The sequence below is a fragment of the Flagellatimonas centrodinii genome (assembly GCF_016918765.2).
GTDB classification, from domain to species: domain Bacteria; phylum Pseudomonadota; class Gammaproteobacteria; order Nevskiales; family Nevskiaceae; genus Polycyclovorans; species Polycyclovorans centrodinii.
This window is the reverse complement of the sequence record NZ_CP092104.1, coordinates 2,037,728-2,052,051: the sequence shown is the minus strand read 5'-3', so window position 1 is coordinate 2,052,051 and position 14,324 is coordinate 2,037,728. Positions and strand designations below refer to the sequence as shown.

The 14,324-nt window shown below is 65.4% G+C and carries 11 protein-coding genes; 7 read left to right on the top strand and 4 right to left on the bottom strand.

From position 1 onward, the window contains the following. Window positions 1-131: 131 nt before the first annotated feature. The 3 genes from JN531_RS09570 to JN531_RS09560 are packed head-to-tail and all read right to left on the bottom strand — an operon-like array spanning window position 132 to window position 2,162. Window positions 132-518 carry an OsmC family protein gene (locus JN531_RS09570; RefSeq protein ID WP_228348647.1) on the bottom strand — a complete coding sequence of 129 codons (387 nt, stop codon included), beginning with the start codon at window positions 516-518 and terminating at the stop codon, window positions 132-134. Further along, entirely contained in the window at window positions 511-1,179 is a 669-nt protein-coding gene (gene murU / locus JN531_RS09565; RefSeq protein WP_228348646.1) for an N-acetylmuramate alpha-1-phosphate uridylyltransferase MurU, read from the bottom strand. The genes JN531_RS09570 and murU overlap by 8 nt, the downstream gene beginning before the upstream one ends. Beyond that, complete coding sequence (locus tag JN531_RS09560; protein WP_228348645.1) at window positions 1,176-2,162, bottom strand: aminoglycoside phosphotransferase family protein; 987 nt, start codon at window positions 2,160-2,162, stop codon at window positions 1,176-1,178. Before JN531_RS09560 ends, murU begins: the two co-directional genes overlap by 4 nt. A gap of 100 nt (window positions 2,163-2,262) precedes the next feature. Between JN531_RS09560 and JN531_RS09555 the strand changes: the two genes are divergently transcribed. The 4 genes from JN531_RS09555 (at window position 2,263) to rsmA (ending at window position 7,613) form a co-directional block, all read left to right on the top strand. After that, window positions 2,263-4,431, top strand: a complete 2,169-nt coding sequence (locus JN531_RS09555; protein ID WP_228348644.1) for an LPS-assembly protein LptD — start codon at window positions 2,263-2,265, stop codon at window positions 4,429-4,431. A gap of 68 nt (window positions 4,432-4,499) precedes the next feature. Then, a complete protein-coding gene (locus tag JN531_RS09550; protein WP_228348643.1) occupies window positions 4,500-5,804 on the top strand; it encodes a peptidylprolyl isomerase in 1,305 nt (434 codons plus the stop codon). A gap of 22 nt (window positions 5,805-5,826) precedes the next feature. Further along, window positions 5,827-6,801: a 4-hydroxythreonine-4-phosphate dehydrogenase PdxA gene (pdxA, locus tag JN531_RS09545; RefSeq protein WP_239795285.1), complete on the top strand. Its 975-nt coding sequence runs from the start codon at window positions 5,827-5,829 to the stop codon at window positions 6,799-6,801. Beyond that, window positions 6,798-7,613 carry a 16S rRNA (adenine(1518)-N(6)/adenine(1519)-N(6))-dimethyltransferase RsmA gene (gene rsmA, locus JN531_RS09540; RefSeq protein ID WP_228348641.1) on the top strand — a complete coding sequence of 272 codons (816 nt, stop codon included), beginning with the start codon at window positions 6,798-6,800 and terminating at the stop codon, window positions 7,611-7,613. The genes pdxA and rsmA overlap by 4 nt, the downstream gene beginning before the upstream one ends. A 204-nt stretch (window positions 7,614-7,817) precedes the next feature. Here rsmA and JN531_RS09535 read toward each other — a convergent pair whose 3' ends face one another. Beyond that, entirely contained in the window at window positions 7,818-8,792 is a 975-nt protein-coding gene (locus JN531_RS09535; RefSeq protein ID WP_228349980.1) for an IS5 family transposase, read from the bottom strand. A gap of 127 nt (window positions 8,793-8,919) precedes the next feature. Here JN531_RS09535 and bcsD point away from each other — a divergent pair, with 127 nt between their 5' ends. Genes bcsD through bcsA form a run of 3 tightly spaced genes read left to right on the top strand, consistent with a single transcriptional unit; the run spans window position 8,920 to window position 14,322 of the window. Further along, window positions 8,920-9,399: a cellulose biosynthesis protein BcsD gene (gene bcsD / locus JN531_RS09530; RefSeq protein ID WP_228348640.1), complete on the top strand. Its 480-nt coding sequence runs from the start codon at window positions 8,920-8,922 to the stop codon at window positions 9,397-9,399. Window positions 9,400-9,407: 8 nt separating this feature from the next. Further along, complete coding sequence (locus JN531_RS09525) at window positions 9,408-9,914, top strand: hypothetical protein (RefSeq protein ID WP_228348639.1); 507 nt, start codon at window positions 9,408-9,410, stop codon at window positions 9,912-9,914. A gap of 52 nt (window positions 9,915-9,966) precedes the next feature. Next, a complete protein-coding gene (bcsA, locus tag JN531_RS09520; protein ID WP_228348638.1) occupies window positions 9,967-14,322 on the top strand; it encodes a UDP-forming cellulose synthase catalytic subunit in 4,356 nt (1,451 codons plus the stop codon). Window positions 14,323-14,324: the final 2 nt, after the last annotated feature.

Sequence of the window (14,324 nt, the reverse complement as noted above, 5' to 3'; positions counted from 1 at the left end):
CCGCTCAAGTCCGTCCATGGAATGCTCGTCGCTGGACATCCCTGTCCAGCAACGGTCCCGAAAGGCCACACCCCGAACCCGCTGGAGCGGTCGTTTTCACCCAGACGACAAGCAGGCTGGTCGGGGAACGGTCAATCCCGCAGTACGGTGTCCACCGAAATCGCCTTGTGCAGCAGGCGGTGGATCGGGCACTTGTCGGCAATCCCCAACAGGTAGGCGCGCTGTTCGGCATCGAGATCGCCCACCAGTCTGACCTGACGGGTCATACGGTAGTGATCGCTGTCCTCGTCGCGGATGATGTCCACCTGAACATCGTCCAGCGGCATCTCCTTGCGTTGGGCGACCATCAGCACCGTCATCGCGGTACAGGCGGCCAGCGCCGCATCGAAGTAATCGTGCGGGTCAGGACCGAGGCCATCGCCGCCCTGCCCCTCCGGGGCATCGGAGACCAGACGATGTCCCGCCGCTTCGATGACCAGGGCGACGCGACCCTCCGTGCTTTTGAGTGCCTTAACCACGTTGTTTCTCCAGGTGTGCCAAACGTTCGGGGGTGCCGACATCCGACCAGCGGCCATTGAACAGTTCCGCCGTCACCTGCCCCCGCGCCGCTGCCTTTCGCAGCAACGGCGCCAGTTTGAAACTGCCGGCGGGCGCGCCTTCGAACAAGGCCGGGTGCAGTATCGAAATGCCGCTGAAGGTATAGCTGGGGCCGGCATCGACCACCCGTGAGGCGACAAAGCCGAAATCACCCTTGAGATTGTGCGGCGGGTTGGGCACCAGCACTACATGGGCCAGGTCGTTACCGGGTAGGTGCATCCGTGCGAGCCGCTTCCAGTCGAGGCCGCCGACATGGATATCGCCGTTGATCACCAGAAACTCCTGCTCACCCAACAGCGGCAGCGCCCGGGCAATACCACCGCCCGTTTCAAGCGCTGGCCAGCCCTCGTGACTCCACTCGATACGCAACCCGAACGCCTTGCCGCTGCCAAGCATGGGCTCGAACTGCGCCCCCAGCCACCCGGTGTTGATGACCACCTCGCGAATGCCGGCCCGCGCCAGCGCCTTCAGGTGATGGACGACCAGCGGCTGTCCGTGCACCGGCACCAGCGCCTTGGGCACGGTATCGGTTAGCGGCCGCAGGCGGCTGCCACGGCCGGCGCAGAGGATCATCGCCTTCATGTCGACAGCCCGAGACGATCCAGCAGGTCAGCCAGCGGCGCCATCTCGGCATCGACGGCACAGCGCGCGCGCAGGTAGCCAACGAAACGCGGCGCGTCCTCCAGATACTGCGGCTTGCCGTCGCGATAGCGGATACGGGCGAAAATGCCGAGCACCTTGAGGTGCCGCTGGCTGCCCATGCGCTCGGCCTGCAGCCGGAACTGATCTACATCGGGGTCGACCGGCAGCCCGGCTTCGCGCGCGAGCACCCAGTAGCGGCGCAGTCCGTCGTCCACCACGGCCTGCGGCCAACTGATGAAAGCATCCTTGAACAGTGAGATCACGTCATAGCTGATCGGGCCCATGACGGCATCCTGATAATCGAGGATGCCGGGGTTGGGGTCGCTCACCATCAGGTTGCGCGGCATGAAATCACGGTGGACAAACACCGTCGGTTGCGCCAGTGCGGAGTCCAGCAATCGGTCACAGACCGTTTCCCAGAGACCGCGCTCAACGGCATCGAATCGCCGGCCGAGATGGTGTTCGACGAACCAGTCGGGAAACAGTTGCAGCTCGCGGCCCAGCAGCGCACGGTCATAGGCCGGCAGCACCCCTGGCCGGCTTGCCTGCTGCCATCGCACCAGCGCCTGTAGCGCCGCCTCGAAATAGGTCGCGGCGTTGTCAGCACCCAGCACCGGCAGCCAGGTCCGGTGGCCGAGGTCACTCAGCAGCAGAAAGCCGGCCACGAGATCCTGCGCCAGCACCTGCGGCGCATTCAGACCCGCCGCATGCATCAGCGCCGTGACCTTCAGGAACGGCACGCAGTCCTCTTGCGCGGGTGGCGCGTCCATCAACACCCAACTGTCCTCCCCGTCCACCAGCCGGAAATAGCGGCGAAAGCTGGCGTCGGCAGAGGCCGGGGCGAAGCCGGCGGCAGGCCGCCCGAGCTGCTGTCGTGCCCAGTCACGGGCGGCCAGGGCGCGCGCGTCGAGTTCGGTTTTCATCGCAATAGTGTATGCGCCGGCGCGGCCCGGAGCCGGCTGCCGCATTGCGCATCCCGGCGGCGCTACCGATACTGCGCGCCGGCCCCGATTATCCTGTGCTGTGCTCCCTGCTCCCTTCCGAACGGTCGTCGCCGGCCTGCTGCTCGTCACCGGAGTCGCCCGGGCGGCAGAGGGTGTCTGCCCGCAACTGGCGCTTATGGCGGATGCCCCGGAACTCGGCAGCAGCCCCGAGCTGACTCTCACCGCCGACGATGCGGACCTGATCCGCGACGGGGTGTCCTCGCTGCGAGGGGCGGTCGAGCTACGGCAGAGCGACAAGGTGTTCCGCACCGAGGCGCTGCAGTTCGAGCGGGCCGCCAACGAGGTGCGGATGGAGGTCGAATCGGTGTTCCGCAACCCGGAACTGGTGATCCGCAGCGAATCGGCGCGATTCAACCTCACGGACGAGACCGGTACCTTCTTCGGCACCCGTTTCACCCTCCCCGATCGCGCCGCGCAAGGGGGGGCAGACACCCTCCGCCTGTCGCCGGACGGCAACGCCGATCTCAGCGGCGCCCGCTACAGCACCTGCGCCCCCGATGCCGAGACCTGGGCGCTGGAAGCCAGCGAGATCCGCCTTGACCACGAGCGCGGGCTCGGCACGGCCCGCCATGCACGGATCCGCTTCGCCGGGGTGCCGATCCTGTATCTGCCCTACTTCCAGTTCCCGATCGACGGCGAACGCCGCACCGGCTTGCTGTTCCCCACCATCGGCCAGTCCGACAACACCGGCTTCGATGCCCGCTGGCCGGTATACGTCAATCTGGCACCGAACGTCGATGCCACGGTGACGCCGCGCTACATGTCCGATCGCGGCCTGATGATGATGACCGAGGGGCGCTATCTGCTGCGCGAGGGGCAAGGCCTGGTCGGATACGACGTGTTGCCGCAGGACCGAACCCAAAACGACGAAAGTCGCGACTATTTTCGCGCCGAACATCGGGGGCTGATCAATGACCGCCTGGCGGTGGATATCCGCTTTGCCGAGATCAGCGACCAACGGTACTTTGAAGACCTCGGTGGCGAAATCGACCTGTCGGCCATCACCCACCTGGAGCGCAGTGCCCGTCTCACCTATCAAGCGCCCGCGTCCTACACCCTGCTGGCATTGGTACAGGACTACCAGACCATCGCCGCCAACCTGCAGCCGATCGATGAGCCCTACCGACGGCTGCCGCAACTTCGCTTCACGGCGCTGACCCAGGGCTCGCTGTTCAACACCCGCGCCGGCATCCGCTCGGAATACGTGAACTTCGCCCGTGCCGATTCGCTGGAGGGACAGCGTATCGACCTGCGGCCCTTCCTCCGACTCGAACGCGACGAGGTCAGTCGGTATGTGGTTGCTGAAGTCGACTACCGCTACACCGGCTATCAACTCTCAGACGCCAGCACCGGCGATCAGACCCCCGACCGCGCGTTGCCCTCGGTGGGGGTCGAGAGTGGTCTGCGCTTCGAACGCATTACCGACGGTGGCGGCCTGCAGACGCTGGAGCCGCGTCTGTTCTATCTCTACGTGCCATTCCGCGACCAGAGCGAACTGCCCCTGTTCGATGCCGGCGAGCCCGACTTCGACTTCACCCAGTTGTTTGCCCGAAACCGCTTCTCCGGCGATGACCGGGTCTCGGATGCCCACCATGTTGCGCTGGCGGCGACCAGCCGCCTGCTCGACCCGCAGAGCGGCGAAGTCCGCTGGTCTGCCAGCGTCGGGCAGCTCTACCGGATCGAAGCGCCCAACGTGGTGCTGCCGGCCGCTGACCTGCCGGATTCAGGGGCGACCGACTTCATCGCCAGCCTCGACTACCGGCTGTCACGACGGATCAGCGCCAGCGTTGCCAGCCAGTGGTCGCCGGACCAGCGCCGCTTCGACCGCAGCCGCTTGGCCGTCCGCTATCGCGAGGGCGGCCGCGACCTGCAGCTGGGCTACCGCTACCGTCAGGATCTGCTGGAACAGGGCGATATCGCGGCACGACTGCCCTTGTTCGGCGGCTTTGATGCGGTTGGCCGCTGGCGCTACTCGCTGGCCCGCAACCAGAGCCTCGACCTGTTCGCAGGGGTCGGCTACGAAACCTGCTGCTGGGCCTTCAATGCGGCCTACCGTCGCTATCTCGCCAGCACCGACGGCCGCTATGACAGCGGCATCTACCTGCAGCTGGAGCTGAAAGGTCTGACCCGTATCGGCGGCGGCCTGGAAGCACTGCTGCCGGGGGCATCGCGCTCCGACCTGCCCTGATCCGGCAGCCCGGCGATCACGGCCGTCACCGTGCTACGCTTGCGGGGTCTTCGTGCAAATGACTTGCCATGCTCCCATTCCGTACCGCCGGGCTGCTGCTCGGCCTCCTGCTTTCCGTCATGCTCCCGGCCCAGGCCAACGTCCCGCTCGACCGCATCGTCGTGGTTGTCAATGATGGCGTCATCCTGCAAACCGAAATTGACCGCGCCATCGAACAGGCGATGGTGCAGGTTCGTGCCCGCGGTCTCGCCGCGCCACCCGAGGGAGCGTTGCGTGCGCAGGTGCTGGAACGCCTGATCCTTCAGCGACTGCAGACCCAGCGGGCACAGCAGGCCGGGATTCGCATCGACGACCGTGAGCTCAACGAGGTGCTCACCAATATCGCCCGGCAGAACCAGATGACCCTGGCCGAATTTGCCGACGCGCTGCGTGCCGAGGGCACCGACTATCTGGCAGTGCGCGAGCAGATCCGCGAGGAAGTATTGGTCAACCGCCTGCGACAGCGCGAAGTCGACTCCCGCGTCACGGTGACCGATCAGGACATCGATCTGTTCCTCGCCAACCAGCCGGACAACCCGAACGCCGAGTACCGCCTCGCGCATATCCTCGTCAGCGTGCCGGACGGCGCCAGCCCCGAAGCCCGCAACGGGGCCCGTGCCAAACTCGAAGCCCTGCGCGAGCGAATTGTCGCCGGCGAAGATTTCGCATCCATCGCCGTCGCCGAATCCGATGGCCAACAGGCCCTGCAGGGCGGTGACCTCGACTTCCGTGCGGCCGATGCCCTGCCCCAGCTGTTTGCCGATGCCGCCGCCCAGCTCGAGGTCGGTGAACTGAGCCCGGTACTCGACACGGCCAACGGCTTCCATCTGATCAAGCTGGTGGACCAGCGCGGCGGCGCCGAGCGCCAGACCGTCGAGGAGACCCAGGCTCGCCATTTGCTGATCGAAATCAATACGCTGCGCAACGAAGATCAGGCCCGCGCGCTGGCCCGCGAACTTTATCGCCGCATCGAGGCGGGCGAAGGTATCGAGGCCCTGGCGGCGGAATACTCCGACGATCCGGGCTCCAAGAACAATGGCGGCGACCTCGGGTTCCAGCCACCGGGCGTGTTCGATCCAGAGTTCCAGAGCCAGCTCGATGCGCTGGCGCCGGGCGAGGTCAGCGCGCCGTTCAAGACCCAGTTCGGCTGGCACATCGCCGAGGTGGTCGACCGCCGTACCCGCGATGTCACCGAACTGGCCAAGCGTGGCCGTGCCCGTCAGGCCCTGCAGGAACGTCGCGCCGCCGAGGAATATGACACCTGGCTGCGTCGTCTCCGTGCCGAGGCCTACATTGAGTACCGGCAGACCGGCGATCAGCCGGACGCATCCTGAGCCCGACGGCGCCGAGGCCCGCATGGGGCTGCGCCGCCTGCTGATCACCCCTGGGGAGCCCGCCGGCATCGGCCCCGATCTGGTGGTGCAATGCGCCCAGCAGGATGCCGCTGCCGACTGGCGGGTGGTCGCCGACCACACCCTGTTGTCGGCGCGCGCGCGGCAACTGGGACTACCGCTTCAGATCGAGCAGGTGGATCACCGCAGCCCGCCGCAGCCGCAGCGCGCCGGACACCTGCGGGTCTGGCACATCCCGATGGCGGTAGCCGCCGTTGCCGGCCAGCTCGACCCGGCCAATGCCGGCTACGTCCTCGAAACGCTGCGGTGTGCCACCGATGCCTGCCGCCGTGGCGACGCCGACGCGCTGGTCACCGGCCCGGTACAGAAAAGCGTGATCAACGACGCCGGCATGCCGTTCACCGGTCACACCGAGTTCCTGGCAGAACGCTGCGGGGCGCCGCTGCCGGTCATGTTGCTGGTGGCGGACGGCCTGCGGGTGGCTCTGGTCACCACGCACTTACCACTGCGCGACGTCGCCGCCGCCATCACGCCACAACGCCTGGCGCAAACCCTGCGCGTCCTCGACCGGGACCTGCGCCTGCGCTTCGCCCTCAATGCGCCCCGCATTCTCGTCTGCGGTCTGAACCCGCACGCAGGCGAGGGCGGCCACCTCGGCCATGAGGATGCCGAGATCATCGCGCCGACCCTGGCCCGCCTGCGTGCGGAAGGTCTGGACCTGACCGGCCCGGTGCCGGCGGACACGGCCTTCACGCCCCGCTGGCTAGCCGGTGCCGATGCGGTGCTGGCGATGTATCACGATCAGGGACTGCCGACGTTGAAGTACGCCGGCTTCGGCGCTGCGGTCAACGTAACCTTGGGGCTCCCCATCGTCCGCACCTCGGTCGATCATGGGACCGCCCTCGACCTCGCCGGCAGCGGTGAGGCCGATACCGGCAGCTTCTTGGCCGCATTGAAACTCGCCGAGCAGCTGATATGAGCGAGATGCCGCGGGCCAAGAAGCGATTCGGCCAGAACTTCCTGCATGACCCCGGGGTCATCGAGCGCCTGCTGAAGGTGATCAACCCGCTACCGACGCAAACCCTGGTCGAGATCGGCCCCGGTCTGGGGGCCCTGACCGGCCCCTTGCTGAGCCGCTGCGGGCAGCTCGATGTGGTGGAGATCGATCCCGATGTGCTGCCGACGCTGGCGCAGGTCTGTCATGGTCGCGGCGACCTCAGGGTGACCCAGGCCGATGCCCTGCGCGTCGACTATCGGCAGTTCCGCCGCGATACCCGAGCGCTGAGGCTGGTGGGCAATCTGCCCTACAACATTTCCTCGCCACTGCTGTTTCACCTGCTGGGTCAGGCCGAGGCCATCGACGACATGCATTTCATGCTTCAGAAGGAGGTGGTCGACCGCATCTGCGCCGCGCCGGGTGATGATGCCTATGGTCGCCTGACGGTCAGCATCGCGGCCCGCGCCGAGGCACATGCGCTATTCACGGTTGGCCCGGGGGCGTTCCGCCCGGCACCCAAAGTCGATTCCGCCATCGTCCGGCTGCGCCCGCGGGCACCGGACTTCGTCATCGGCAATTGGGTCACCTTCGATCGCGTTGTCGCCCTGGCCTTCGGACAGCGTCGCAAACAGTTGGCGAATGCGCTGAAGCCGATCCTGTCCGCCGCCGAAATCGAGGCCTGTGACATCGCCGCCCAGGAGCGGGCCGAACGCCTGGCGCCGGCCGACTTTGCCCGGCTGGCCGCTCGGGTCGACCAGCGGGGGCTGACAGCAGACAGGCGTCAGGAAAAATAACCCGCGGCGATTCAACCGGCTAGGGAACACTGTTAAGGAAACACTGATCAAGTGTCTGAATTTTGCGCCGCTCCGCACTTGGGCGCCAAGAGTCGGCTGACTTTGCGGTTTTCAGCACGTTTGGCATGAGAATCGCTCAGTTCTTCCCGATATTCGGGCTCTTTCGCATATTTGCCCACTGATTCTGCTTGCTGCAGACGCAATTCATCTGCTGGGCTCGGGGATTCGTCGGGCGGCAATCAGCAGATTGGCCAGCCCGAACAGGCTGTAAAGCTGGGCGGTGTTCTTGAACAAGCCCCGATAGCGAGCCTTCCGATGCCTGAACAGGTTCTTGATGATGTGAAATGGGTGCTCGACCTTGGCACGCAGGCTGGATTTCAGTTGTTCGGTTTGCTGAAGCAGCCGTCCGCCTTCGGTGTCAGGGAGTTTGCGTCGCTTGCCCGGTCGCATCGCGATCTGCCAGGCGACGGTGTGTTCGGGGTTGCACTCTTCCCGCTTCTCCACACCCTGATAGCCCGCATCACCATGGGCGTGTCGCTCTTCGCCATGCAGCAGGGCATGGGCTTGGGTGATGTCAGCCACGTTACCCGCCGTGCCAATGAGGCTGTGCACCAGTCCCGAGGCGGCATCTACGCCGATATGGGCCTTCATGCCGAAGTGCCACTGGTTGCCCTTCTTCGATTGATGCATCTCAGGATCTCGCTCGCCTGCTTTGTTCTTTGTCGAAGGCGAAGCAGCAATCAGGGTGGCATCGACAATGGTGCCTTCCCGCATCAGCAGTCCCTGTTCGGCCAGGTGTCCCTTGATGGTCTCGAAGATCAGCTTCGTCAGCCCGTGGGTTTCCAATAGCCGCCGGAACTTCAGCACCGTGGTGGCATCCGGGGACGACTCCCGTCCCAGATCAATGCCGACAAACCGGCGAATTGCGCCAGAGTCGTAAATCGCATCCTCGATCCCCTCGTCGGAGAAACCAAGACATTGCTGGGCAACGTACATCCGCAGCATGCGTTCACAGCCTAGGGGAGGTCGACCATTGCCCGCCTTCGGGTAGAAGGGATCGATGACCGCAAGCAGTGCAGGCCAGGGCGTTGCGGCATCAATCTTCGATAAAAACCGATCCTGCCGCGTCTGACGTGGCTTGGCGGCATATTCGGCATCAGCAAAGCTGCGCTGCTTCATCACCCTCATCCCCGTGGAATTCGTCAGCAATATTTTCTCATGTCCAGTCAATCGCAAAAAGCGTTTGAGGGGACTTGATCAGTGTTTCCTTAAGCTTCCAACAGAACCTGACCACCGATTCGTCTTCATGCATTCCACCAGCCTCGAGTATCTGCAGTCGCGCCCCCGCGAAAGCGGTGCGGTGAGCGTGCTGCAGAGCCTCGGCCAGGTGCTGGCCGAGCAGGTGGAAGGCCCGCAGTTACGGGCTCTGGCTTATCTCGCGGGTCGCGCTCTCGGTGCCGCCCATCCGATAAGCACCTGCAACACGCTGTCGGATGTCGAGGCGGCCGCCAACCAGCTGCTCCGGCGCATGGATTGGGGCTGGCTCAAAGTGGAGGCCGGCGCCGCCGACGTGCAGTTCCTGCATGGGTGTTCGCCGCTGCGGTCCTGGTTCGGAGCAGACGGCCTGTCCTGGAGCGGCGCTATCTTTGAAGGCATCTATGCCGAATGGCTGCAGCACCTTGGCGCCGGCGAACAGCTCGATCTGCGTCAGGTCGGTGATGCCGAAGGTGTTGACGATGTCCTGCGGTTCCGGCTGGCCCACCAGCATCAGTTTGAACAGGCGTAAGCATTCCCATGGCAAACGACAATCTTGACGACGTTGATCACCTGATGAAGGCCTTGAGCCTTGACGGCGTCCGTTACCGTGACTTCAGCGGTCGTGCCCATCCCCCCAAGCTGAAGCTGATCGGAGGCCGTCGCGAGGCCCTGCCAGCCGAGTCGTCGGCTGCGTCGGCAAGCCCGACCGAGGCGCCGCGGAGCGCGCCATTCATGCCACCACAGGTGGTACCGCCGACAGCGCCCCCGGTCGCGGCAGCCGCACCGGCCACCCCCGTTGTACCGACAGTGACGCCGGTCGAGCCGGTCGCCCTGCCCGACGAGTCTTTGCAGGCCACGTTCTCCCGTCTCATTGCCCGAGCGCCGGCGCCCCAGCCGCGAAAGCTCAAACTGGAACTTCAGCTGCCCCCGCGGCAGCCCGCAGCCCCGGCCCCCGACGTCACCCGCGAACAGCCGACGCTCGGCAGCCTGTTCGATCGCCTCTCAGGTCGCCCCGGGCTGACCACGCCGAAAAAGATCGGCTGACCGCCGTCCGGCGCCCTGGCGCGCCAGCTGGCCCGCACCGGAACGACGGCCCATGCTCAACGACACTGCTGTGCGCAACCCCGAAGATCGCCTGAGCCGGATCTTGGCCTGGTTCATGGTGGGTGCCGCCCTGGCAGTGGGCTGGTTGTTCATCACCGCCCCGCTGTCGCTCTGGTGGCAGGCCGGCGTCGGCGTCGCCACCATCGGTATCGGCTGGGTGATGTCACGGCGTAGCGATGATCGTCGCGTGCTTTATGCGCTGATGGGGGTGTCCACCCTCACCACCACCCGCTACCTCTACTGGCGTGTGACCGAAACCCTGCCGATCGGCGAGGGCTTCGACGCCATCGACCTGTTTTTCGCCACCGGCCTGATTCTGGCCGAGCTGTACGCCTGGGGCATTCTGCTATTGGGGTACTTCCAATCGGTCTGGCCGCTGCAGCGCCGACCCGTACCACTACCGGATGATCTCGACCAATGGCCGACGATCGACGTGTTCATCCCCACCTACAACGAGCCCCTGAAGGTGGTGCGGCCGACCGTGTTCGCCGCAATGGAGCTGGACTGGCCGCGCGACAAGATCAATGTCTACGTGCTGGATGACGGTCGCCGCCCGGAGTTCGCGGCCTTCTGCAAGGAAATCGGCGCCACCCACATGACGCGGCCGGACAACAAGCACGCCAAGGCCGGCAACATCAACCATGCACTGAAGCAGACCCATGGCGAATTCGTCGCCATTTTCGATTGCGACCACATCCCCACCCGCTCGTTCCTGCAGATGACTGCCGGTACCATGCTGCGGGATCCGCGCATGGCGCTGGTGCAGACCCCGCACCACTTCTTCTCCCCCGACCCATTCGAGCGCAATCTCGGCGTGTTCCGTCAGGCACCCAACGAGGGCGAGTTGTTCTACGGCCTGCTGCAAGACGGGAATGACTACTGGGATGCCACCTTCTTTTGCGGCTCCTGCGCGCTACTGCGCCGCAGTGCACTTGCACAGATCGGCGGCATCGCGGTCGAAACCGTCACCGAGGATGCCCACACCTCGCTGAAGATGCATGGCCTCGGCTGGAAAAGCGCCTACATCAATATCCCGCAGGCCGCGGGGCTGGCCACCGAATCGCTGTCGGCACACGTCGGTCAACGCATCCGCTGGGCGCGCGGCATGGCACAGATTTTCCGAGTCGACAATCCGCTGTTCAAGAAGGGCCTGGAGATCGGGCAGCGGCTTTGCTATGCCAATGCCATGCTGCACTTCTTCTATGGTTTTCCGCGCGTGGTCTTCCTCAGCGCACCGCTGGCCTACTTGCTGTTCGACGCAAAAGTGATTGCTGCGCAGGGCCTGATGATCATCTCCTTCGCCATTCCGCACCTGGTAATGGCGATCATGACCAACTCGCGATTGCAGGGGAAATACCGGCACTCGTTCTGGGCAGAGGTGTACGAGACGGTGCTGGCCGTATTCATCATCATTCCGACCACGCTGGCGATGATCAACCCGAAACTCGGCAAGTTCAACGTCACTGCCAAGGGTGGCATCGTCGACCGCGACTATTTCGATGGCGACATCGCCCGACCCTACTTCTACTTCTATCTGGCCAACTTTATCGGTCTGGTGATCGGCAGCCTGCGGATGCTGCTGCCGGGCGCACCGATCGATACCATTGGCATCAACATGGGCTGGACGGCCTACAACCTGCTGATTCTCGGAGCCGCCATCTGCGTCGCGTCCGAAAAGCGGCAGGTTCGCCACGCCGTGCGGGTGCGCTGCCAGGTGCCAGTGGCCCTGCGGCTGCCCGGCAGCGAATCGGTCGAACTGACCGAAACCCTCGATCTCTCCTATGGCGGCTCGGCCGTCCCCGGTCTCGAACACCTGCAGCTGGAGGTCGGCGCCTCGGTCGAAGTCGCGCTGATCCCCGACCATCGACTGGCCTGGACCCCGGCCACCGTGCGGCGCGCCGGTCGCAACGTCGTCGCGCTGGAGTTCGGCGCCCTCAATCCGGAACAGGAAGCGCAGCTGGTCTACGCGCTCTACGGCCGCGCCGATGCCTGGCTGCGCTGGCGTGATGCACAAACCTATGACCGTCCCCTCGTGGCATTGAAAGGGGTCGCCAACTTTGGAAGGCTGGGAACGATGAGATTCTTCCGCTGGATGGGAACAAGTATTCGCGACGCGCTGTTGCGCCGCGGGGGTGCCTCAACCACGGCCGCGACGCTGGCAGGGTTGGCGGCGGCATTGGCATTGGGTGCAGGCATCGGCGAGGCGCGCGCACAGACGGCGACCGACGACGTCCGCGCCCCGGCGGTCGCCAGCGCCGATGCCGGTGCCCGGCTGATCCGCCTCGAAGCGCTTGGCGCCAACGCGCCACTGCGTCTGCGCACCAGCTTCGGACAGTATTCGCTGCCGCTGTCGCTGCGGACCGATCAGGTGGTCGACAGCGCCGAGCTGACCCTGGAGGTCAGCCATTCGCCAGCACTGCGCGCGGACAAGAGTCACCTCAACGTCCTCCTGAACGACGAGCTGGTGGATACCTGGCGACTGACACCCGAGGATGCGGCCGGCGCCCAGCACACCCTCGACATCAATCCGAACCTGTTCCTGCCCTACAACCAGCTCCGATTCGAGCTGATCGCCAGCTATGCCATCGACGAGTGCGAAGACCCCGCCCACCCGACGCTGTGGGCGCAGATCAGCAACCAGAGCGCGTTGCGTCTGAAGCTGGCGCCGCTGCCGATTCAGCCCGACCTGTCGGACCTGCCGGCCCCGTTCTTCGAGGCGGCGGACACTCGCCGCCTGCAGCTGCCGGTGATCATGGGGCCGGCACCCGAAGACGGTGTCATCAACGCCGCCGCCATCATCGCCTCCTGGTTCGGGGCGTTGGCCGACTACCGCGGGGCCGAATTCCCGGTCCGCTTCTCCGAATTGCCGCCGCAACACGCGGTGGTCCTGCGGACCCGGCGCGAAGACGTGCCACTACTGGAGGCACTGCCGATCCCGGAGACCCCAGAGATTCGTGTGATCGCGCATCCGGGAGCCCCGGCGGCACGGCTGCTGGTCATCAGCGCACGGGATGCTGCGGGCGCGCTGCAGGCGGCCCGCTCCCTCGTGTTCGGTAGCGATTCACTGCGCGGCGACCATGCCGACATCGGCGAATTCACCCTGCCGCCCCCGCGCAACCGCAACGATTCGCCGCGCTGGGCCAACCCCGACGCCCCCATCGATCTCGGCGCCTATGCCGACAAGAACCTCAATGCCCGGGGGCTCGCACCCGGGCCAATCAATGTCGACTTCCGACTGCCCCCTGACCTCTTCATGATCTCCGGCAGTGGACCGACGCTGGATTTCACCTTCCGCGCCGGGGGCTCAATTGCCGAGCGATCGGCATTGAGCGTGTTGATCAACAATCATTTCGTCGGCGATGAACAGTTGAAGCGTGACAGTGCCCACAGCCTTGAGCAGCGGGAGCGGATGGTGCTTCCCAAGGCCCATATTGGTCACCGCAATCGGCTGTCGTGGCAATTCCATTTCGTCCGCAGCACCGAAAAACTCTGCGAGGCCTTCAACCCTGACCTGTTGCAGGGCTCGGTGGATCGCGATGCCACGCTGACGTTCCCCCGGCATGCCTACTACGCCGAGATGCCGGAGCTGTCTCTGATGGCCGAAGGCGGCTTCCCCTATACCCGATATGCCGACGGCGCCCAGACCGCCTTCGTCCTGCCGGTCAACGCCGCGGCGCAGGATATCGCCGCCCTGCTCACGGTTGCCGGACACCTCGGCCACCAGGGCAGTGTGCCGCTGATCCGCAGCGTCGTGTTCCGTGACGGCCAGGTGCCGGAGACGCTTGATCGCGACCTGGTCATTGTCGGCCGCAGCGATCGTCTGGGACTGCTGGACCGGCTCAACGGTCACCTGCCGATCCAGTTCGAGGACAGCCGGGTGACACTGCGGCGCGACAGTGTCCTCAGCCGCTGGATCGCCGAGGCCCGGGGTCGCGATCTCGACGGTGCCCGTGCGCACGCCGGGGAGGTTATTCACGACGCCGCTGGCACCCTTGGGGCGGTCATCGGAGCCGCTTCCCCCTGGGCGGCAGAGCGCTCGCTGATCATTTTTACCGCCGCGCCGGGCGGAAACGTCTTCGATGTCAGCCGTGCATTGCTTGATCCGGGCCAGTCGCAGTACTTCGGCGGCGATCTGACCTTGGTGCATGGCGACACCGTCTCTGGATACAGCCTCGGACCCACCTATGCGGTCGGTCACCTGCCCTGGGACTATGCCCTGCGCAAGTGGGTTAGCGAGAATCCCTTGCTGATGCTCCCGCTGCTGATCCTGGCAGTGCTGCTGTTCGGCGCCGCATTGCGCACCCTGCTGCGTCGGCGCGCTGCCCGACGTCACGCCGGTACTGCCTGATC